Raw genomic sequence first — 21397 nt, 5'->3', positions numbered from 1 at the left:
CATGCGCCGCGTCGTTATCACTGGTCTGGGCATCGTTTCTTGCCTGGGCAATGACAAAGAGACCGTCACCGCTAACCTGCGTGCAAGTCGCCCTGGCATCCGATTCAACCCGGAATATGCCGAAATGGGTCTGCGTAGCCAGGTTTCCGGCTCCATCGACCTGCCCCTCGAAGAATTGATTGATCGCAAGATCTACCGCTTCGTCGGCCACGCTGCCGCCTACGCCTACCTGGCCATGAAAGATGCGATCGCCGACTCCGGCCTGAGCCCTGACCAGGTCTCGAACGTGCGCACCGGCCTGATCGCCGGCTCCGGCGGCGCGTCCACCCTGAACCAGATGGAAGCGCTGGACATCCTGCGCGAAAAAGGCGTGAAGCGCGTTGGCCCGTACCGCGTTACGCGGACCATGGGCAGCACCGTTTCCGCCTGCCTGGCCACGCCGTTCCAGATCAAGGGCGTGAACTACTCGATCTCCTCCGCATGCGCGACCAGTGCTCACTGCATCGGTACTGCCGTCGAGCAGATCCAACTGGGCAAGCAGGACATCGTGTTCGCCGGTGGCGGTGAAGAAGAACATTGGAGCCAGTCGTTCCTGTTCGACGCCATGGGCGCCCTGTCCACCCAGTACAACGACACCCCGGAAAAAGCCTCCCGCGCCTATGACGCCAAGCGTGACGGTTTCGTCATCGCCGGCGGCGGCGGCATGGTCGTAGTCGAGGAGCTGGAACACGCCCTGGCCCGTGGTGCGAAGATCTACGCGGAAATCGTCGGCTACGGCGCCACTTCCGATGGTTACGACATGGTTGCGCCAAGCGGCGAAGGCGCCATCCGCTGCATGCAGATGGCAATGGCAACCGTGGATACCCCGATCGACTACCTGAACACCCACGGCACCTCGACTCCGGTCGGCGATGCCAAGGAAATGGAAGGCGTACGTGCGGTATTCGGTGACAAGGCCCCGGCCATCAGCTCGACCAAGAGCCTGTCCGGTCACTCCCTGGGTGCCGCCGGCGTTCACGAAGCGATCTACTGCCTGCTGATGATGGAAGGCAACTTCATGGCCGGTTCGGCCAATATCGAAGAGATCGACCCGGTCGTGGCCGATATGCCGATCCTGACCAAGACCGTGGAAAACGTAAAAGTCGACACCGTGATGAGCAACAGCTTCGGCTTCGGTGGCACTAACGCCACCCTGGTGCTGAAACGCTGGCTGGGCAAGTAAGCCCCGCAGGTTGATCACATGAAAAAGCCCCGACTGGTTCGGGGCTTTTTTTTGGCTGATGAAATCTCAGACGGTGTCGACTGCATCGCGAGCACGCCCGCCTCAATCTAACCGCCGCGACGGGACTTGGGCAGGATGGCCAGAAAGTTATCCCGCGCCACCTTGTGCGCAACCTTCTCAGGCAACGCATTCAGGAAGGGATCAAAGCCCCGCATTTCCTTACCCAGCTTGTTGAAACGCCCTACCACATCCGACCCCAGCATAAAGCGCTCCGGGAAGCGCTCTACCAGCGCAACCCATTCCGGCCGGGGCTTACCCGCCTCATCGAGCAAATACGGCGTGAGCATGCTCCAGGACAGGTCGATATACAGATTGGGGTACGCCTCCAGCAGGCGGCTCAGCGTGGGCAGCAAAAAATCCATCTGCACCTGATGGCGATGGATTTCCTTGCTGGTGCCGGCATGGGCCCAGATAAACCGAGTGTGCGGATGATTACGCAGCGGTTGTTCGACTTCAGCGAGGTACAGCGGGTTGCGCTCGCGCTTGGAGGTGATGTTGGAATGCAACATCACCGGCAGGTCATTTTCGGCGGCCAGGTGATAGATGCGCGTCATGGCTTCGTTATTGGCCCGCGGTGTATCACCGGAAGTCAGCGCGGTCAGGTCATCATGCCGGGTAAACACTTCGCCAATGCCTTGCCACAGCCCCGGGTTGAGGTCGAGCATACGCTGGATATGGGCGGCGGAATTCTTGTCGTTGGGGTTGAAGCCGGAAAGAAACGGATGAAAGCGCGAGCGTTGCTCCGGCGTCAGTGCATTGATCGCTGCCGCGACGATGACATCGGTGGCGCTGTACCAGTAGGCATCCGCGTCATCGCCGGCGTAGTAGCGCGGGCGCTTGGGTTCGTCTTCATGCCATTTCTTCGCCACAGGGATGCCGGAAATCATCACATGCTCAATGCGATTATCCGCCATCGCCTTGAGCAGCTTGTCCATGCCCGCCGTTTCCTGGAAGAAGTCCACGTAATGCAGGTGCGCATCGCTGTAGGCATAATCGCGAGCCTGTACGGCAAGGCTGCTGGCAGCGAGCAACAGGGCTAGACTCAGGCGGGTCCAGGGCACGGTAACACCTCGATAGGGGCTGATACGGGTAGACCTTGGGTGATACATCCGGGTTCATCACGAAAAACACGGAACACCTAAGTGCCAGCATGCTCTATAACTGCAAGACCTTCATCCTGCCCCCTTAGTGAGGTTTGCCATGCCTGTTACCGTCAACACGCTGAACCACGATAACTTTCGTCACAGCGTCAATATCAATAACCATGAGCTGTTCACCGACCTGCCCAAAAGCCTTGGGGGCGACGATTCAGCGCCCTCTCCCCACGATTATTTCGATGCCGCACTGGCGTCCTGCAAGGCCTTGACCGTCAAGCTCTATGCACAGAAAAAGGACATCCCGCTGACGGGCGTCACCGTGGAAGTCACCCACGATGCGACCGAGGAGCAAAAGGGCAAGTACAAGCTCAACGTCAAGCTGACCCTCAAGGGCGTGCTCACCGACGAGCAGCGCAACGAATTGCACCGTGTTGCCGACCGTTGCCCGGTACACAAGCTGATGACTACCGCCGAAGTCACCATTGAGACTCAATTGTCCGAAGGCGCCTTCAGCCAATAGCAGCAACCTCCCGTCGAGCGGGTTATGCTCTGCATCATCTAACCCGCTCAGACTGGGACGCACCATGACCACCCTCACCGTGATCCGCCCTCGCGCCGAAGATGTCGAAGGCCAACCCATCCTGCGCCCGCTGCCGTCGCGCGAATGCCGCAGTGTCGGGCCCTTTGTGTTCTTCGACCATATGCTGCCCACCCACTATGCACCGGGCAGCGGCATGAATGTCCGCCAGCACCCGCATATCGGGCTGTCCACCCTCACCTACCTGTTCGACGGCGCATTGCAGCATAAGGACAGCCTAGGGTCGGACCAGGTGGTGCAAGCTGGCGATGTCAGCTGGATGACCGCCGGCAGCGCGATTGCCCACATCGAACGCACGCCGGAGCCGCTCAAGACCAAGGGATCCAACCTGCACGGCCTGCAAGTGTGGCTGGCCTCGCCCAAGGATCATGAGAGCGGACCTGGCCATTACAGCCATCACCCCGCGGCAAGCCTGCCAGTGAGTGACAATCTGGGCGTACAGATCCGCTTGATCGCCGGCAGTGGCTTCTGCCTCACATCGCCGGTACCGGTGCTATCGCCCACGTTGTATGCCGAGGTGCAGATGCAGCCGGCCACTACCTTGCTGATCCCGGATGAACACGAGGAACGCGCGGTGTACGTGCTGGCGGGTGAAGCTCAGTTGGACGGTGAGCCACTTGAGGTGCACAGCCTGGTGGTATTGCCAGCCGGCCAGGAAATGACGCTGTCTGTCGAGAGCGATTGCCACCTGGTGGTGTTTGGCGGCGCGCCGCTGGATGGGCCGCGAAGGATCAACTGGAATTTTGTCGCGAGCGACCCGGCCAGGATTGAGCAGGCCAGGCAGCGCTGGGCCGCAGGGGATTGGCCGACGGTGCCCGGAGAGTCAGAAAGAATTGAGTTGCCTGTGAAATAGCTATCGGGGGCAAGTCGAATCGTCGCACCGCCCCTCCCACATTTTGACCGTGTGAATCCAATCAAGTGTGGGAAGGCGCGTGCCCCCGATCAGGCCGGAACAGACGTTGAAGATTTAGCCCTTGAACACTTCATCCAGCAAGTTGTGCATCGACTGGAAAGCCCGCGCAGCGGTCTTCGCGTCGTACATCATCATGCCCGGCACATTGGCGTGCGGATCGGTGAACGAATGCACCGCGCCGCCATAGCTCAGCAGTTGCCAATCCACACCGGCCGCGTTCATTTCATCTTCGAAGGCCGGCAACTGCTCCTTGGGCACCAACGGGTCGCTAGCGCCATGCAACACCAGCACCGAGCCCTTGATGTTCTTGGCATCCGCCGGGTTCGGCGTATCGAGGGTGCCGTGGAACGACACGGCAGCCTTCAACGGCGCACCGGTACGCGCCAGTTCCAACGAGCAGCAACCACCAAAGCAGAAACCGAAGGTCGCCAGCTTCGAGGTATCCACGGCGGCTTCGGCCTGGCCCTGCAACTGCTCCAAGGCTGCCTGCATACGCTTATTCAGCAACGGGCGGTCGTTTTTCAATGGCATCATCGCCGCGCCGGCTTCATCACCATTCGATGGGCGAACCTTTTGCCCATACAGGTCGGCGATCAGCACCACGTAGCCCTTGGCGGCAACGCGCTTGGCGATCTCCTCGGCACCCGCACTCACACCCATCCAGTTCGGCGCCATCAGCAGGCCTGGCAACGGACCTTTGTGGCTGGCATCAAACGCCAGGCGGCTTTCATAAGACTGGCCATCAATCTGATAGACCACGGAACGCACGGTGACTTGGCTCATCATTTTCTCCAGTTGAAGATCACTAGAACGGAAATGGGCTGTAGGAACGAGCTTGCTCGCGCCTCCAAACGAAAAAACCCGCCGAAGCGGGTTTTTCTACAACGGTGTTAAACCGACAGTTCAACCAACAGCTTGTTCAGTCGGCGCACATAGGCGGCCGGGTCTTTCAGGCTGTCGCCAGCGGCCAGGGCCGCCTGGTCGAAGAGGATGTGCGACAGGTCGCCAAACCGCTCCTCGCTCTGCTCGCCGTCGAGTTTCTCGATCAGCGGGTGAGCCGGGTTGAATTCGAAGATCGGCTTGGAATCCGGCACCTTCTGGCCGCTGGCCTCGAGGATCTGGCGCATCTGCATGCCCAGGTCCTGCTCACCAATAGCCAGGATCGCCGGGGAGTCGGTCAGACGGTGGGAGACCCGCACTTCACTGACCGCATCCCCCAAGGACGCCTTGATCCGCTCAACCAGGCCTTCTTTGGCCTTGGCGACTTCTTCGGCTTCTTTCTTCTCTTCTTCAGAGTCCAGGTTACCCAGGTCCAGGTCGCCACGCGCCACATCGACGAAAGATTTGCCGTCGAATTCGTTGAGGTAGCTCATCAGCCACTCATCGATGCGGTCGGTCAGCAGCAGCACTTCGATGCCTTTCTTGCGGAAGACTTCCAGGTGCGGGCTGTTCTTGACCTGAGCGTAGGTTTCGCCAGTCAGGTAGTAGATCTTGTCCTGGCCTTCCTTGGCGCGCGCCAGGTACTCGGCCAGGGACACCACTTGCTCGCCGTCGTCACCCTGGGTGGATGCGAAGCGCAGCAGGCCGGCGATTTTTTCCTTGTTAGCGAAGTCTTCTGCCGGGCCTTCTTTCATGACCTGGCCGAAGTTTTTCCAGAAGCCCTTGTATTGCTCAGGCTCGTTCTTCGCCAGTTTTTCCAGCATGTCGAGCACGCGCTTGGTCAGCGCCGACTTCATGGAGTCGATAATCGGATCTTTCTGCAGGATTTCCCGCGACACGTTCAACGACAGGTCATTGGAGTCGACCACGCCCTTGATAAAGCGCAGGTACAGCGGCAGGAACGACTCTGCCTGGTCCATCACGAACACCCGCTGCACGTAGAGCTTCAGGCCCTTCGGCGCTTCACGCTGGTACAGGTCGAACGGCGCACGGGCCGGCACGTACAGCAGCGAGCTGTATTCCAGCTTGCCTTCAACCTTGTTGTGGCTCCAGCTCAGCGGGTTTTCGTAGTCGTGACCGATGTGCTTGTAGAACTCCTGGTATTCCTCGTCCTTGATCTCGGTACGCGGACGGGTCCACAGCGCGCTGGCGCGGTTGACGGTTTCCCACTCAACCGCTGGCGCTTCTTCGCCTTCGGCAGCAGCCTGCTCTTTCGGCAATTCGATCGGCAGAGCGATGTGGTCGGAGTACTTCTTGATAATGTTGCGCAGGCGCCAGCCATCGGCGAACTCGTCTTCACCGGGCTTGAGGTGCAGCACGATGCGGGTACCGCGGTCAGCCTTGTCGATCGTGGCGATTTCAAACTCGCCCTCGCCTTTCGAAGCCCAATGCACGCCTTCGCTGGCGTCAAGGCCGGCTCGACGGCTGAACACTTCGACCTTGTCGGCGACGATGAAGGCGGAGTAGAAGCCCACGCCGAACTGGCCGATCAGGTGCGAATCTTTCTTCTGGTCGCCCGAGAGGTTTTTCATGAAGTCAGCGGTGCCGGATTTGGCGATGGTCCCCAGGTGGGTAATCGCTTCTTCGCGGCTCATGCCGATACCGTTGTCTTCGAGGGTGACGGTCTTGGCGTCCTTGTCGAAGCTCACACGGATTTTCAGTTCCGCGCCACCTTCCAGCAACTCTGGCTTGGACAGGGCTTCGAAACGTAATTTGTCGACAGCGTCAGAGGCGTTCGAGATCAATTCGCGAAGGAAAATTTCCTTGTTGGAATACAGCGAATGGATCATGAGGTGCAGCAGTTGCTTCACCTCGGTCTGGAAGCCCAGGGTTTCCTTTTGAGTTTCCACACTCATGGTCATCAAACTCCAATTGGATGGCAGTGGCCGCGCCCTAGAGGGTTGGCGGCGGGTTGTCATCAAAGTTGGGGGCTAAGACCAGGATTTCAAGGGCGGGCCACTTCCTCAATCTTGAAATGCGCACGCGCAGTGGCAATCGGTTCCGCTGGGGTGCTTTGCCAGGCGGTGATCGCCACATTGGCCACGCGACGGCCCTGGCGCCATACCTGGCATTTGGCATAGGTGTCGCGAAACTGCCCGGCGCGCAGGTAATCCAGGGAGAAATCGATAATCTTCGGCAGCCCCGGCGCACCGGTAAACACCAGCAGGTGCAACGCCGCCGACAGCTCCATAAAGCCGGCAATCACGCCACCGTGCAGTGCCGGCAATATGGGGTTACCAATGTTGTCCTGGTTGGCCGGCATGCGGAACAACAATTCATCGCCCAGGCGGGTGCACTCGATGCCGATCAGCCTGGCGTAGGGGATCAGGTCGAGCAGCACCGCGTAGTTACCGCGCTGATGGGCTTGTTCGAGTCGGGTTTTGAACCGGTGCGTCATGCTTTCTCTCCCTGGACAGTGCTGCCCAATCCCTGCGTGCCCTTGAGGCGTTTACCCATGCGCATGAACGTGCCCACCACATGGGCAATGGGCTGCTGGGGGTCGTCCTGATAGGCGAAGCCACGGGTAAAGATCACGTCGCTGGTCACCCGGTAGCACTGGGCGAAGCCGTACACCGGCTTGTGCGGTTCGGCCGGATGCATGTAGTCCACACGCAGATCCAGGGTCGGACACACCTCGAATTCCGGCAAGACACACAGGGTGGCCATGCCGCAGGCAGTGTCCATCAACGAGGTCAAGGCGCCGCCATGGATCACCCCGCTCAGGGGGTCTCCGACTATGTGCGGCCCGTAGGGCAGGACCAGCGTCATACCCTCTCCATCTGCGTGATGAACGGTAATACCCAGGACCTGACAATGGCGCAACGCCGATACAAAGCGTGTGGCACGCGCTAACAGTGGATTTTCGGTCATTCGTTCCAGACTCTTATTAGTGTTGATCCGCGGAGTGGGCGCCACGGGCGAAAGTTCCTTGGCGCGCGAGGTTTATATATCTACGCAATAAAAGGAACTAATGCTGGCCCCCCACGTTCGAAAGGCCAGTAGATATCTTCAATAAGGAGAAACACCCCATGCGCAAGACTTTAGCTATTTCCATGATGTTGGCCGCTGCCCTCGGTCTCGCTGCCTGCGATAAAAAATCCGAAGACAAAGCCCAAGATGCCGCCGCGCATTCTGAGCAAGCTCAGAAAGATATGGCCAAAGCTCAGGATAAAGTGAACGACGCTGCGAAAGAAAACGCCGATGCTGCCAAAGCTCAGGCTGAATCGAACGCCGCCGCTGCGAAAGAAGCTGCACCCGCTACCCCAGCCACCGGTTCTTGAGACCGCGGCTTGAATTAGCTTCGCTGCAAAAAGAAAGCCCGCTTAAATAGCGGGCTTTACTTTGTCTGCTGTTCTTTACTCTCCGTATTAATACGCTGATCCAGCCTAAGCCACTTCTTTGAGCGCTTCCGGAGGTGGCGTATCCGTCTGGGTATACACCATCACTTGCAGTACGTCGGAATGAAACTCTCGGCGATACAGCACCAGCACCACCCCGCCGCTCATCAACATGAATAACCACGGGCTGACAAACCACGCCAGCATGGTCATGCCGAAGTAATAAGAACGCAGGCCGAAGTTGAACTGATTGGCTGCCATCGAGATAACCCGTGCCGCTCGCAAGGCAAATGCCTTTCGCTCCTGCTCGGACACATGCCGCTCGCCGATCATCGGTGCCGAACCTACCAGCACCGCTGCAAAGTTGTACTGACGCATGCACCAACTGAAGGTGAAGAAGGCATAGACGAAGACCAGCGCCAGGCAGAGCAGCTTGATCTCCGACATGCCCTGGGAGGCCTGCTGCACCATGGGGATGTCCGCCAGCAATGACACCGCCCGCTCGGAAGCACCGAGCACCGTGAGAATGCCGGCGAGGATGATCAAGGTGCTGGAGGCGAAAAATGAGGCATTACGCTCCAGATTGCCGATCACGCTGGCGTCGGCGATCCGGTTGTCACGCAGCAGCATGCGGCGCATCCAGTCCTCGCGATACAAATGCAGCACGCTGGCCAGGCACGCGGTGTCTCGGGCTTTCCAGGTGGCATAACGGGTGTAGCCACCCCAACACAGGATGAACCAGAGGGCAGCAAGCAGGTGGATCTGATTGGCTTCGACGAACGACATGCGGGTCCTATTACAGGGTGAATGATGGCGGAATGCGGTTCAAAGGTGGGATGGACTTGCCCCCTCCCACACTGATCCAGTTCCAACTTTAGAAGGTGTAGTTTCATAAAGCATAAAAAATGCCCCGTATCGATTGATACGGGGCATTTCTGTATTGCATGAAACCCGCGTGTTACGCGATGGCTTCGCTGCGCTTACCCAGCATGCGATCAATGACGACCGCCACACCCAGCGTCATCACCGACGGCACCAGCCAGGCCAGGCCTTGCTCGCTCAGCGGCAGGTTCGCCAGCTGCGAAGGCATCCAGCCCGCCAGGCCGGCGCCCTTGAGCGCGTCGATGCAGCCAAAGATAAACGACACCAGCATCACCGGCCCGACGATACGGCCCTGCTCCTGCCAGAAGTCTTTGCAGAAGCTCAAGGCCACCAGCACGATGCACGGCGGGTAGATCGCGGTGAGTACCGGGATCGAGAACGCAATCAGCTTGGTCAACCCCAGGTTCGACACGAACAGCGAGAACAGCGCCAGGATCACTACCAGGGTCTTGTAGGACAGGGGCAGGATTTTGCTGAAGTACTCGGCGCAAGCGCACGTCAGGCCGACGGCGGTGACCAGGCACGCGAGCGAAATCAACACCGCCAGGAAACCACTGCCCAGGGAGCCGAAGGTGTGTTGCACATAGGCGTGCAATACAGCCGCGCCATTGGCTGCGCCAGCAGCGACTTCATGGCTGCCCGCCCCGAGGCGGAACAAACTGATGTACACCAGCGCCAAACCTACGCCAGCAATCAACCCGGCAATGATCGCGTAGCGGGTGATCAACTTGGGCGATTCAACACCACGGGAACGGATCGCATTGACGATCACAATGCCAAACACCAGCGCCCCCAGGGTATCCATGGTCAGGTAACCATTGATAAAGCCTTGAGAGAACGGTGCAGCAACGTATTCCGGGGTGGCGACACCCACCTCACCGGCCGGCAGGGCAAACGCGGCAATGCCGAGGATGGCCAGCGCGATGATCTTCAGCGGCGCCAGGAAGCGACCCACGGTGTCCAGGAGCCGGCCTGGGTACAGGGAGACAAAGAACACCACCAGGAAATACACCGAGCTGTAGAGGAACAACGCCAGCGGGCTCTCGCCGGTCAGCGGCGCCAGGCCTACTTCAAAAGACACGGTCGCGGTACGCGGGGTGGCGAACAGCGGCCCTACCGCCAGGTACGCCGCCGCCGCGAGCAGGCCACCGGCGATCTTGCCGATCGGGCTGCTCAATGCATCCATGCCGCCACCGACCTTGGCCAGGGCAATCACGGTGACCACCGGCAAGCCGACCGCAGTGATCAGGAAGCCCAGCGCCGCCATCCAGACATGAGGCCCGGACTGCAAACCAACGATAGGCGGGAAAATGATGTTGCCAGCGCCCACGAACAGGGCAAAAGTCATGAAGCCCAACGCCAGGATATCCTGGCTTTTCAACACTTTCATTTGAGGAAATACCACACTACTGAATCGGAATTTAGAGAGGGATTCCCTATGGATGAGGGAAATACGGCCGGCCCTTATGGGGACCGACGGGTCTAGCGCGCGGCTTCCTTTTGGGATGTCGGCGCATAAAGAGGCGGCTAGGGTACAGAATTAGCCTGACGAACGCACTGTTGCGGGGCGGACTGTCCGATAAGCGACACTTTCATGTCGCGTTTTCATACCAAATTTGGCAATACAGGCAAATGAACAAACTCAGAACGCACAAAGGCCACCCGAAGGTGGCCTTTGCCTGGTAAAGCGTCAGTTAAGCGCGAGGCTTACTTGACAGCCCAACCGGTCAGCTCGGCCAGGGCCTTGCCGATGTCTGCCAGCGAACGCACGGTTTTAACACCTGCGTCTTGCAGTGCAGCGAATTTCTCGTCTGCAGTGCCTTTGCCGCCAGAGATGATTGCGCCAGCATGGCCCATGCGCTTGCCAGCAGGGGCAGTCACACCAGCGATGTAGGAAACAACCGGCTTGGTCACGTGTGCCTTGATGTAGGCAGCCGCTTCTTCTTCAGCCGAACCGCCGATCTCACCGATCATCACGATCGCTTCGGTCTTCGGGTCTTCCTGGAACAATTTCAGGATGTCGATGAAGTTCGAACCTGGAATCGGGTCACCGCCGATGCCGACGCAAGTCGACTGACCGAAACCGGCGTCAGTGGTCTGCTTCACAGCTTCGTAGGTCAGGGTGCCGGAACGGGAAACGATACCGACTTTACCTGGCAAGTGAATGTGACCTGGCATGATGCCGATCTTGCATTCGCCTGGAGTGATCACGCCTGGGCAGTTAGGGCCGATCAGGACTACGCCCAGCTCGTCGCACTTAACTTTAGCGTCCAGCATGTCCAGGGTAGGAATGCCTTCGGTGATGCACACGATCAGCTTGATGCCGCCGAATGCCGCTTCCAGGATCGAGTCCTTGCAGAAAGGAGCTGGAACGTAGATCACGCTGGCGGTGGCGCCAGTGGCAGCTACAGCGTCTTTCACGGTGTTGAACACGGGCAGGCCCAGGTGCTCGGTGCCGCCTTTGCCCGGCGTTACGCCGCCAACCATCTTGGTGCCGTATTCGATGGCTTGCTGGGTGTGGAAACTACCTTGCGAACCGGTAATACCCTGGCAGATAACTTTGGTGTCTTTATTGATCAGGACGCTCATTATTTGCCCTCCGCAGCTTTGACAACTTGTTGAGCAGCGTCGGTCAGGCTGGTAGCCGCGATGATGTTCAAACCGCTTTCTGCCAGTACTTTAGCGCCCAGTTCAGCGTTGTTGCCTTCAAGGCGAACAACAACCGGGATTTTAACGCCGACTTCTTTCACTGCACCGATGATGCCTTCGGCAATCATGTCGCAACGAACGATGCCGCCGAAGATGTTGACCAGTACTGCAGCGACGTTGGAGTCGGACAGGATGATCTTGAAGGCTTCGGTTACGCGTTCTTTGGTAGCACCACCGCCTACGTCGAGGAAGTTGGCTGGTTTGCCGCCATGCAGGTTGACGATGTCCATGGTACCCATGGCCAGGCCGGCACCGTTGACCATGCAACCGATGTTACCTTCCAGGGCTACGTAGTTCAGTTCGAACTTGGCAGCGTGCGCTTCGCGCGGATCGTCCTGCGACGGATCGTGGAAAGTCTTCAGCTTAGGCTGACGGTACATGGCGTTGGCGTCGATGTTGATCTTGGCGTCGAGGCAGTGCAGATCGCCGTCAGCCTTGATCACCAGCGGGTTCACTTCCAGCAGGGCCAGATCGTGATCCTGGAACAGTTTGGCCAGACCTACGAAGATCTTGGCGAACTGGGCAACTTGCTTGCCTTCCAGGCCCAGCTGGAAAGCCAGCTCGCGACCCTGGAATGGCTGAGCGCCAACCAGTGGATCGATCGTGGCTTTCAGAATTTTTTCTGGGGTTTCGTGAGCGATCTTCTCGATGTCCACGCCACCTTCGGTGGAAGCCATGAACACGATGCGACGGCTCGAACGGTCAACGACAGCGCCCAGGTACAGCTCTTTAGCGATATCAGTGCACGATTCAACCAGGATCTTGGTGACTGGCTGGCCATTGGCATCAGTCTGGTAAGTCACCAGACGCTTGCCCAGCCACTGCTGTGCGAAGGCCTTGGCGTCTTCTTTGCTGCGAACCAGCTTAACGCCGCCCGCTTTACCGCGACCACCAGCGTGGACCTGGGCTTTGACAACCCATTCAGTGCCGCCGATTTTGTCGCAAGCTTCTGCTGCTGCTTCCGGGGTGTCTACTGCGTAGCCCTTGGAAACTGGCAGGCCGTATTCAGCGAACAGCTGCTTACCCTGATACTCGTGAAGATTCATGCTTTTTACCGTCTTCGTTAGGTACTGCGCATTCGGCGCTGCGCTCATTATGAGTGCCGCGCCACCTGTGACTGCTGCTTACGCAACTTGCCGGACTTGGGCCCGGTCAAGCTGCGCAAGACTGCGTCCAGCGGATATTCCGCGGTGAGTCTTGCGCGCAAGGCTCACGACGGGCAACCGCCGTGGTTTCTTATTATCTCGTTCAGCGCTTCTTCTTGTTGGCGATGTGGATGGCATGGCCATTCACTGCCAGCGCGGCTTCGTGCAACGCTTCGGACAGGGTCGGATGGGAGAAGACCATCATGCCGATGTCCTCGGCACTGGTGCCGAATTCCATACCGATTGCGCCCTGCTGAACCAGCTCTGCTGCGCCTGGGCCAATCACGTGGACGCCCAATACGCGGTCAGTCTTGGCATCAGCGATGACTTTGACAAAACCACCGGTGTCGTTGGCTGCCATGGCACGGCCAGAAGCGGCAAACGGGAAGGTGCCGACGTTAACTTCAACGCCTTCAGCTTTCAACTGCTGTTCGTTCTTGCCGACCCATGCAATTTCCGGGTGGGTGTAGATAACCGATGGGATCAGGTCGTAGTTCATCTGGGTTTTATGGCCCTTGATGCGCTCGACAACCATGATGCCTTCTTCGGAAGCCTTGTGCGCAAGCATCATGCCGCGAACCACGTCGCCAATGGCGTAGACGCCAGGAACGGTGGTAGCGCAGTGATCGTCAACGTGGATGAAGCCACGCTCGTCGATGTTCACGCCGCTGTCGGAAGCCAGCAGGTCGGTGGTCACTGGACGGCGACCCACGGCGACGATCAGCTTGTCGAACGTGATGGTCTGTTCGCCATCCTTGTCGGTGTAGGTCACAACGACTTCTTCGCCGTTAACCTTCGAGCCGGTCACGCGAGCGCCCAGCTTGATGTCCAGACCTTGCTTGGTCAGGGTTTTCAGCGCTTCCTTGGACACCGCGGTGTCGGCGGCCAGCAGGAACGTGTCCAGGGCTTCGAGCACGGTGACCTGGGAACCCAGGCGGGACCAGACGGAACCCAGCTCCAGGCCGATCACGCCAGCGCCGATCACACCCAGGCGCTTAGGCACGGCTTGGAATTCCAGGGCGCCAGTCGAATCAACGATGACTTTCTGGTCAACAGGTGCCGGTGGAATGTCGATTGGACGCGAACCTGGCGCCAGGATCACGTTCTCGGCTTCGATGATTTCTACCGAACCATCTGGCTTGGTGATTTCAACTTTCTTGCCGGCCAGCAGTTTGCCGTGGCCTTGCAGGGAAGTGACGCCGTTGGCCTTGAACAGGGTCGCAACGCCAGAGGTCAGGCCTTTGACGATGTTGGCTTTACGGCCGACCATCGCGGGTACGTCCATGGTCACGCCAGCGTGGTTGATGCCGTGGATGGCAAAACCGCTTTGCGCTTCGTGGAATTTCCAGGAGCTGTCCAGCAGCGCCTTGGAAGGAATGCAACCAACGTTCAGGCAGGTACCGCCCAATGCCAGTTTGCCTTCCTTGTCGGTGTATTTTTCGATGCAAGCAGTCGAGAGGCCCAATTGTGCGGCCTTGATGGCGGCAACATAGCCGCCAGGGCCTGCACCAATCACTACAACGTCAAATTTCTGCGACATGAAAATAGTTCCTCTATTTAGCAGCAAGCTTTCAAGCCGCAAGCCCCAAGCCCGGCTGCCTTCTCCGGCAGCCTGTCACTCGAGGCCTGCAGCTGCTTCTATCAGATATCCAGCAGCAGACGAGCCGGGTCTTCCAGCAGGTTCTTGATGGTCACCAGGAAAGTCACGGCTTCTTTACCATCGATCAGGCGGTGATCGTACGACAGCGCCAGGTACATCATTGGGCGGATCACGACTTGGCCGTTGATGGCCATCGGACGCTGGATGATGTTGTGCATGCCCAGGATTGCGGCTTGTGGCGGGTTGACGATCGGTGTCGACATCATCGAACCGAAGGTACCACCGTTGGTGATGGTGAAGGTACCACCGGTCATCTCGTCGATGGTCAGCTTGCCGTCACGGGCCTTCTTGCCGAAGCCGGCGATGCCGCCTTCGATTTCAGCCAGGCTCATCAGCTCGGCGTTACGCAGAACCGGAACCACCAGGCCACGGTCGCTGGACACGGCAACGCCGATGTCTGCATAGCCGTGGTAGACGATGTCGCTGCCGTCGATGGAAGCGTTGACTGCCGGGAAGCGCTTCAGCGCTTCGGTGGCCGCTTTCACAAAGAACGACATGAAGCCCAGGCGCACGCCGTTGTGGGACTTCTCGAACAGATCCTTGTACTTCGAACGCAGGGCCATGACTTCGGTCATGTCGACTTCGTTGAACGTGGTCAGCATCGCCATGTTCGACTGGGCTTCAACCAGGCGCTTGGCCACGGTGGCACGCACGCGGGTCATCGGTACGCGCTTCTCGGTGCGGTCGCCGGCAGCGAACACAGGCGCAGCGGCAGCTGGGGCAGCAGCCTTGGCAGGCGCGGCAGCCGGAGCGTTTTTCTTGGCTTCAACTGCAGCAACCACGTCTTCCTTGGTCACACGGCCGTCTTTGCCAGTGCCTTTGATGGAAGCCAGGTTGATGCCGTTTTCTTCCGCCAGCTGACGCGCAGCCGGGGCAGCGATTGGGTCTTCACCACCAGCAGCCGGTGCGGCAGCTGGAGCCGAAGCAGCGACAGCCGGTGCAGCGGCGGCTGGAGCGGCGGCGGCACTGCCCTCTTCGATCGAGCCCAGGACCTGGTTGGACAGGACGGTGTCGCCCTCGTTGGCAACGATTGCGCCCAGGACGCCGTCGGCTTCGGCCAACACTTCCAGTACGACTTTGTCAGTCTCGATGTCGACGATCAGGTCGTCACGCTTGACGGCCTCGCCCGGTTTCTTGTGCCAGGTGGCAACGGTGCCATCGGCAACCGATTCCGGGAATGACGGGGCTTTGATTTCGATAGCCATTATCTGTGGGTCCTTAAAATTCGGTTTCAGTCAGCGCGAAGGCGTTAAACAGTGAAAGCATCTTGCAGCAGTTTTTCCTGCTGCTCGGCGTGCATCGACGCATAACCACAAGCAGGTGCAGCAGAAGCATCACGACCGGCATACTCCAGGCCCAGGGCCTTGTTGTGGTTACCGATGCTGCGACGCAGGTGATGCTGGCTGCTGTACCACGCGCCCTGGTTCATCGGTTCTTCCTGACACCACACGACATTCGTGAGGTTGGTGTAAGGCGCGATGATCTCCATCAGGTCATCTTCCGGGAACGGGTAAAGCTGCTCGATACGCACGATGGCGATGTCTTCGCGGCCTTCGGCACGGCGTTTTTCCAGCAGATCGTAGTAGACCTTGCCACTGCACAGGATCAGGCGAGTGACCTTGGCGGCGTCCAGCGTATCGATTTCTGGAATCACGGTCTGGAACGAACCATCCGCCAGATCTTCCAGGGTCGAGATGGCCAATTTGTGACGCAGCAGCGATTTCGGGGTCAGCACTACCAGCGGCTTGCGCAGCGGGCGGATCACCTGGCGACGCAGCAAGTGGTAGATCTGCGCCGGGGTGGTCGGCACGCACACCTGGATGTTGTGCTCGGCGCACAGCTGCAGGTAACGCTCCAGACGGGCCGAGGAGTGCTCCGGGCCCTGACCTTCATAACCGTGTGGCAGCAGCATGGTCAGACCGCACAGACGGCCCCACTTGTGCTCACCGCTGGTGATGAACTGGTCGATCACCACTTGTGCGCCGTTGGCGAAGTCGCCGAACTGGGCTTCCCAGATCACCAGCGCGTTAGGCGTAGTGGTCGAGTAACCGTATTCGAACGCCAGTACAGCTTCTTCGGACAGGAACGAATCGTACAGGTCGAAACGTGGCTGGCCTTCGTACAGGTTCTGCAACGGGATGTAGGTGCCCGCGTCTTTCTGGTTGTGCAATACCGCGTGACGGTGCGAGAACGTACCACGGCCGATGTCCTGGCCGGTCATGCGGATCGGGTGACCTTCGAACGCCAGGGTCGCGTACGCCATGGTTTCGGCATAACCCCAGTTGATCGGCAGGCCGCCGGCTTGCATCTTCTGACGGTCTTCGTAGATCTTCGCAACCTGGCGCTGAACCACGAAGCCATCCGGGATTTCCAGCAGCTTGGCGGACAGTTCCTGCAGGGTCTTCAGATCGAACGAGGTGTCGTGACGCGCCGTCCAGGTGTGACCCAGGTACGGACGCCAATCAACGAACAGCTCTTTGTTCGGCTCTTTGACCAGGCTTTTTACTACATGCAGACCATTGTCCAGCGCGTTGCGGTATTCATCGATCTTCGCCTGAACACGCGCATCATCAACGATACCGGCCTTGATCAGGCTTTCGGCATACAGCTCACGGGTGGTGCGCTGCTTGGTGATCTGCTGGTACATCAACGGCTGGGTGCCGCTTGGTTCATCGGCTTCGTTGTGACCGCGACGGCGGTAGCAAACCAGGTCGATCACCACGTCACGCTTGAACTGCATGCGGTAGTCGACAGCCAGTTGGGTCACGAACAGCACGGCTTCCGGATCATCACCATTCACATGGAGGATCGGCGCCTGGATCATCTTGGCAACGTCGGTGGCGTACTCGGTGGAACGCGCGTCCAACGGGTTGCTGATGGTGAAGCCCACCTGGTTGTTGATGACGATGTGAACGGTGCCGCCGGTCTTGAAGCCGCGAGTCTGCGACATCTGGAAGGTTTCCAGGACCACGCCTTGACCGGCGAATGCCGCGTCACCGTGGATGGAAATCGGCAGGACCTTTTCACCGGTGGAATCGTTACGACGATCCTGGCGAGCACGGACAGAACCCTCGACCACTGGAGAAACGATTTCCAGGTGGGATGGGTTGAAGGCCATGGCCAGGTGAACTTCACCGCCGGTGGTCATCACGTTGGACGAGAAGCCCTGGTGGTATTTAACGTCACCGGAACCCAGCTCGACCTTCTTCTTGCCTTCGAACTCGTCGAACAGCTCGCGCGGGTTCTTGCCAAAGGTGTTGACCAGCACGTTCAAGCGGCCACGGTGGGCCATGCCGATCACGATTTCCTTGGTGCCGTAGGAACCGGAACGCTGGATCAGCTCATCGAGCATCGGAATCAGGCTCTCGCCGCCTTCCAGGCCGAAACGCTTGGTGCCCGGGTATTTGGTGCCCAGGTATTTTTCGAGACCTTCGGCTGCGGTCACACGCTCAAGCAGGTGGCTGCGCACATCGGCGGACAACACCGGACGGCCACGCACGCCTTCGAGGCGGTGCTGGAACCAGTGGCGCTGTTCGGAATCGGTGATGTGCGTAAACTCAGCGCCGATGGTGCGGCAATATGTCTGCTGCAACGCTTCGTGAATTTCGCGTAGGCTCGCTTCCTCTTTGCCGATGAACAGGTCGCCGGCACGGAAGGTCGTATCAAGATCGGCATTGGTCAAGCCGTAATGATTGATCGACAGGTCTGCAGGTGCAGGACGCTTCCAGAGCCCCAGCGGGTCGAGCTGGGCCGCCTGGTGGCCACGCATACGGTAGGCCTGGATCAGTCGCAGTACTTCAACTTGCTTCTTCTCGTGCTCACTGCTCACGCTTGCGGCGGAAACCGGCTGGGCGCGGCGCTGGTTCTTTGCCAGCAGCACGAACTGATCGCGAATTGTTGCGTGCGATACATCGGTGGCAGCGTTGCCGTCTGAAGACAACGTCTGAAATTTGGTGCGCCATTCTTCTGGCACAGCGTTAGGGTCGTGCAGGTAGAGCTCATAAAGCTCTTCCACATAGGCAGCGTTACCACCTGAAAGATAGCCGCTGTTCCACATGCGCTGCATCACGCTTTCTTGCATGCTTGGTCACCCTCGATTTGGGGACACCACCGGCGAAAACACCGAGTTTGCTTGCAAAAGGCCAAGTGCAGCGACCAAAACAAGCCACTTAGGATCACGCTGATAGTTCGGGTACCAACCCGAATGCCCCTGCTTGTCTCATTTCTTCAAAATAAGAGCCGCGGCTTTGTAAGTCGCTGCTCAAGTTAAAACTACGGCGCCGGTTGAAGCCTGCGCCGCAGCATTTACGGGCACAACGGTCCTGCTTTGCTACAACGTCAGTTACACGCCGCTTTGCAGCAACATGTTACGGATGTGACCAATGGCTTTAGTCGGGTTCAAGCCTTTGGGACATACGTTGACGCAGTTCATGATCCCGCGGCAGCGGAATACGCTGAACGGGTCATCCAGTGAAGCCAGACGCTCGGCAGTCTTGGTGTCACGGCTGTCTGCCAGGAAGCGGTACGCTTGCAGCAGAGCGGCTGGGCCCAGGAACTTGTCCGGGTTCCACCAGAAGGATGGGCACGACGTCGAGCAGCAAGCGCACAGGATGCACTCGTACAGGCCATCGAGCTTTTCACGCTCTTCCGGGGACTGCAGACGTTCGATGGCCGGAGCCGGCGTGTCGTTCTGCAGGAATGGCTTAACTTTCTCGTATTGCTTGTAGAAGATGCTCATATCGACGACCAGGTCACGGATAACCGGCAAACCTGGCAGTGGACGAACGATCAGCTTGTTGCCTTTAACAACGGCGGACAGCGGCGTGATGCACGCCAGGCCGTTCTTGCCGTTGATGTTCATGCCGTCGGACCCGCACACACCTTCACGGCAAGAGCGACGATAGGAGAAACCTTCGTCCTGCTCTTTGATCAGGGCCAATACATCCAGCACCATCAGGTCTTTACCACCGGTATCGACCTGGAACTCCTGCATGAACGGCGCAGCGTCCTGATCAGGGTTGTAGCGATAAACACTGACTTTCAACATGGCAGCCACCCTTAGTAAGTCCGAATCTTCGGTTCAAACGTCGGAACCGTCTTCGGCGAGAAGTTCACGGCACGCTTGGCAACGCGCTTTTCACCCGGGAAGTACAGGGTGTGGCACAGCCAGTTCTCGTCGTCGCGATCTTCATAGTCTTCACGAGCGTGAGCACCACGGGATTCCTTACGAACCTCAGCGGCAATCGCAGTCGCTTCGGCCACTTCCAGCAGGTTTTGCAGCTCAAGGGCTTCGATACGAGCGGTGTTGAACGCCTGGCTCTTATCGTTGATCTTGACGTTGGCGATACGCTTGCGCAGGTCAGCCAGCTGGGCAATACCCTTCTGCATGTATTCGCCAGTACGGAATACACCGAAGTAGTTCTGCATGCAGCTTTGCAGCTCGCGACGCAGGGTAGCCACGTCCTCGCCATCAGTACGCTCGTTCAGAGCGGTCAGACGTGCCAGGGCCGCTTCGATGTTGGCGTCGGTAGCGTCATCGTATTCGATGCCGTCGGTCAGCGCCTTTTCCAGGTGCAGGCCAGCAGCACGACCGAATACCACCAGGTCGAGCAGCGAGTTGCCGCCCAGGCGGTTGGCGCCGTGAACCGATACGCAAGCCACTTCGCCCACGGCGAACAGACCATGGATGATCTCGTCCACACCGTCTGCGTTCTGGGTGATCGCCTGGCCATGAATGTTGGTCGGAACACCGCCCATCATATAGTGGCAAGTCGGAACAACCGGAACCGGGGCAACGACCGGATCAACGTGCGCGAACGTCTTGGACAGCTCGCAAATACCTGGCAGGCGGCTGTGCAGCACTTCTTCGCCAAGGTGATCGAGCTTGAGCAGCACGTGGTCGCCATTCGGGCCACAGCCGTTACCGGCAATGATTTCCTTGACCATCGAACGGGCTACAACGTCACGACCGGCAAGGTCTTTCGCGTTCGGAGCATAGCGCTCCATGAAACGCTCGCCGTTCTTGTTGATCAGGTAGCCACCTTCACCACGGCAACCTTCGGTAACCAGTACACCAGCGCCGGCAATACCGGTCGGGTGGAACTGCCACATTTCGATGTCCTGTACCGGCACGCCTGCACGCAGTGCCATGCCGACGCCGTCACCGGTGTTGATCAGGGCATTGGTAGTCGAAGCGTAGATACGGCCTGCACCACCGGTCGCCAGAACAGTCGCCTTGGCGCGGATATAGGTGGTTTCACCGGTTTCGATGCAGATGGCGATCACGCCGACGAATGCGCCGTCCTGGTTTTTCACCAGGTCAACCGCGTAGTACTCGTTCAGGAACGTGGTGCCGGCTTTCAGGTTGCCCTGATAAAGGGTGTGCAGCAACGCGTGACCGGTACGGTCGGAGGCGGCGCATGTACGGGCAGCCTGGCCGCCTTTACCGTAATCCTTCGACTGGCCGCCGAATGGACGCTGGTAGATACGGCCCTGCTCGGTACGGGAGAACGGCAGGCCCATGTGGTCCAGCTCGAACACCGCGGCCGGGCCTTCCTGACACATGTATTCGATAGCATCCTGGTCACCGATGTAGTCGGAACCCTTGACGGTATCGTACATGTGCCAGCGCCAGTCATCGTTCGGGTCGGCAGACGCGATGGCGCAGGTGATGCCACCCTGGGCCGATACGGTATGGGAACGCGTCGGGAACACCTTGGTGATCACGGCAGTCTTGTGACCACCCTGAGCCAGCTGCAGCGCTGCGCGCATGCCAGCACCGCCACCACCAATAATGATGGCGTCGAAGGAAATAGTTGGAATGTTAGCCATGGA

At 58.9% G+C, this 21397-nt stretch carries 18 protein-coding genes; 4 read left to right on the top strand and 14 right to left on the bottom strand.

The genetic code is table 11. From position 1 onward, the window contains the following. The first annotated feature begins 1 nt into the window (after nt 1). Nucleotides 2–1222 carry a beta-ketoacyl-ACP synthase I gene (gene fabB, locus A7317_RS08760; RefSeq protein WP_069075583.1) on the top strand — a complete coding sequence of 407 codons (1221 nt, stop codon included), beginning with the start codon at nt 2–4 and terminating at the stop codon, nt 1220–1222. Between the two features lie 107 nt (nt 1223–1329). Here the strand turns inward: fabB and A7317_RS08755 are convergent, their stop codons facing one another. Next, complete coding sequence (locus tag A7317_RS08755) at nt 1330–2343, bottom strand: amidohydrolase family protein (protein WP_069075582.1); 1014 nt, start codon at nt 2341–2343, stop codon at nt 1330–1332. 139 nt (nt 2344–2482) lie between these two features. Here A7317_RS08755 and A7317_RS08750 point away from each other — a divergent pair, with 139 nt between their 5' ends. Together A7317_RS08750 and A7317_RS08745 are read left to right on the top strand one after the other, a co-directional pair. Further along, on the top strand, nt 2483–2899 hold the full coding sequence (locus A7317_RS08750; protein ID WP_024074313.1) for an OsmC family protein: 417 nt from the start codon (nt 2483–2485) through the stop codon (nt 2897–2899). A gap of 64 nt (nt 2900–2963) precedes the next feature. After that, nucleotides 2964–3830: a pirin family protein gene (locus tag A7317_RS08745; protein WP_069075581.1), complete on the top strand. Its 867-nt coding sequence runs from the start codon at nt 2964–2966 to the stop codon at nt 3828–3830. Nucleotides 3831–3944: 114 nt separating this feature from the next. On the opposite strand, the gene A7317_RS08740 is transcribed toward A7317_RS08745, so the two are convergent. The 4 genes from A7317_RS08740 to A7317_RS08725 all read right to left on the bottom strand — a co-directional run bounded on the left by A7317_RS08740 (nt 3945) and on the right by A7317_RS08725 (nt 7700). After that, complete coding sequence (locus tag A7317_RS08740) at nt 3945–4673, bottom strand: dienelactone hydrolase family protein (protein ID WP_024074311.1); 729 nt, start codon at nt 4671–4673, stop codon at nt 3945–3947. A gap of 107 nt (nt 4674–4780) precedes the next feature. Then, complete coding sequence (gene htpG / locus A7317_RS08735; protein WP_041161130.1) at nt 4781–6685, bottom strand: molecular chaperone HtpG; 1905 nt, start codon at nt 6683–6685, stop codon at nt 4781–4783. A gap of 89 nt (nt 6686–6774) precedes the next feature. Beyond that, entirely contained in the window at nt 6775–7227 is a 453-nt protein-coding gene (locus tag A7317_RS08730; protein WP_024074309.1) for a PaaI family thioesterase, read from the bottom strand. Beyond that, complete coding sequence (locus A7317_RS08725) at nt 7224–7700, bottom strand: PaaI family thioesterase (protein ID WP_024074308.1); 477 nt, start codon at nt 7698–7700, stop codon at nt 7224–7226. The genes A7317_RS08730 and A7317_RS08725 overlap by 4 nt, the downstream gene beginning before the upstream one ends. 158 nt (nt 7701–7858) lie before the next feature. On the opposite strand from A7317_RS08725, the gene A7317_RS08720 reads away from it, so the two are divergent. Then, nucleotides 7859–8110: a hypothetical protein gene (locus A7317_RS08720; protein ID WP_012723095.1), complete on the top strand. Its 252-nt coding sequence runs from the start codon at nt 7859–7861 to the stop codon at nt 8108–8110. Nucleotides 8111–8215: 105 nt separating this feature from the next. Here the strand turns inward: A7317_RS08720 and A7317_RS08715 are convergent, their stop codons facing one another. From A7317_RS08715 to sdhA, 9 genes are all read right to left on the bottom strand, one after another. After that, complete coding sequence (locus tag A7317_RS08715; RefSeq protein WP_024074307.1) at nt 8216–8953, bottom strand: DUF599 domain-containing protein; 738 nt, start codon at nt 8951–8953, stop codon at nt 8216–8218. A 172-nt stretch (nt 8954–9125) separates the two neighbouring features. Then, the gene (gene brnQ, locus A7317_RS08710; RefSeq protein WP_024074306.1) at nt 9126–10439 is read right to left on the bottom strand and encodes a branched-chain amino acid transport system II carrier protein; all 1314 of its coding nucleotides are present in this window, start codon (nt 10437–10439) and stop codon (nt 9126–9128) included. Nucleotides 10440–10756: 317 nt separating this feature from the next. Continuing rightward, nucleotides 10757–11638: a succinate--CoA ligase subunit alpha gene (gene sucD, locus A7317_RS08705; RefSeq protein ID WP_003172813.1), complete on the bottom strand. Its 882-nt coding sequence runs from the start codon at nt 11636–11638 to the stop codon at nt 10757–10759. After that, nucleotides 11638–12804 carry an ADP-forming succinate--CoA ligase subunit beta gene (sucC, locus tag A7317_RS08700; protein ID WP_003233235.1) on the bottom strand — a complete coding sequence of 389 codons (1167 nt, stop codon included), beginning with the start codon at nt 12802–12804 and terminating at the stop codon, nt 11638–11640. The genes sucD and sucC overlap by 1 nt, the downstream gene beginning before the upstream one ends. 202 nt (nt 12805–13006) lie before the next feature. After that, the gene (gene lpdA / locus A7317_RS08695) at nt 13007–14443 is read right to left on the bottom strand and encodes a dihydrolipoyl dehydrogenase (RefSeq protein ID WP_024074305.1); all 1437 of its coding nucleotides are present in this window, start codon (nt 14441–14443) and stop codon (nt 13007–13009) included. Nucleotides 14444–14544: 101 nt separating this feature from the next. Beyond that, nucleotides 14545–15768, bottom strand: a complete 1224-nt coding sequence (odhB, locus tag A7317_RS08690; RefSeq protein WP_024074304.1) for a 2-oxoglutarate dehydrogenase complex dihydrolipoyllysine-residue succinyltransferase — start codon at nt 15766–15768, stop codon at nt 14545–14547. A 44-nt stretch (nt 15769–15812) separates the two neighbouring features. Continuing rightward, nucleotides 15813–18644 carry a 2-oxoglutarate dehydrogenase E1 component gene (locus tag A7317_RS08685; RefSeq protein ID WP_024074303.1) on the bottom strand — a complete coding sequence of 944 codons (2832 nt, stop codon included), beginning with the start codon at nt 18642–18644 and terminating at the stop codon, nt 15813–15815. 261 nt (nt 18645–18905) lie between these two features. Next, the gene (locus tag A7317_RS08680) at nt 18906–19610 is read right to left on the bottom strand and encodes a succinate dehydrogenase iron-sulfur subunit (RefSeq protein WP_024074302.1); all 705 of its coding nucleotides are present in this window, start codon (nt 19608–19610) and stop codon (nt 18906–18908) included. An 11-nt stretch (nt 19611–19621) separates the two neighbouring features. Next, a complete protein-coding gene (sdhA, locus tag A7317_RS08675; RefSeq protein WP_024074301.1) occupies nt 19622–21394 on the bottom strand; it encodes a succinate dehydrogenase flavoprotein subunit in 1773 nt (590 codons plus the stop codon). Nucleotides 21395–21397 lie beyond the last annotated feature (3 nt).

Origin of the sequence: Pseudomonas fluorescens (genome assembly GCF_001708445.1) — a bacterium.
GTDB lineage: Bacteria > Pseudomonadota > Gammaproteobacteria > Pseudomonadales > Pseudomonadaceae > Aquipseudomonas > Aquipseudomonas gorinensis.
Note: the sequence above shows the minus strand (reverse complement) of the source record. Positions and strands in the feature narration are given on the sequence as shown.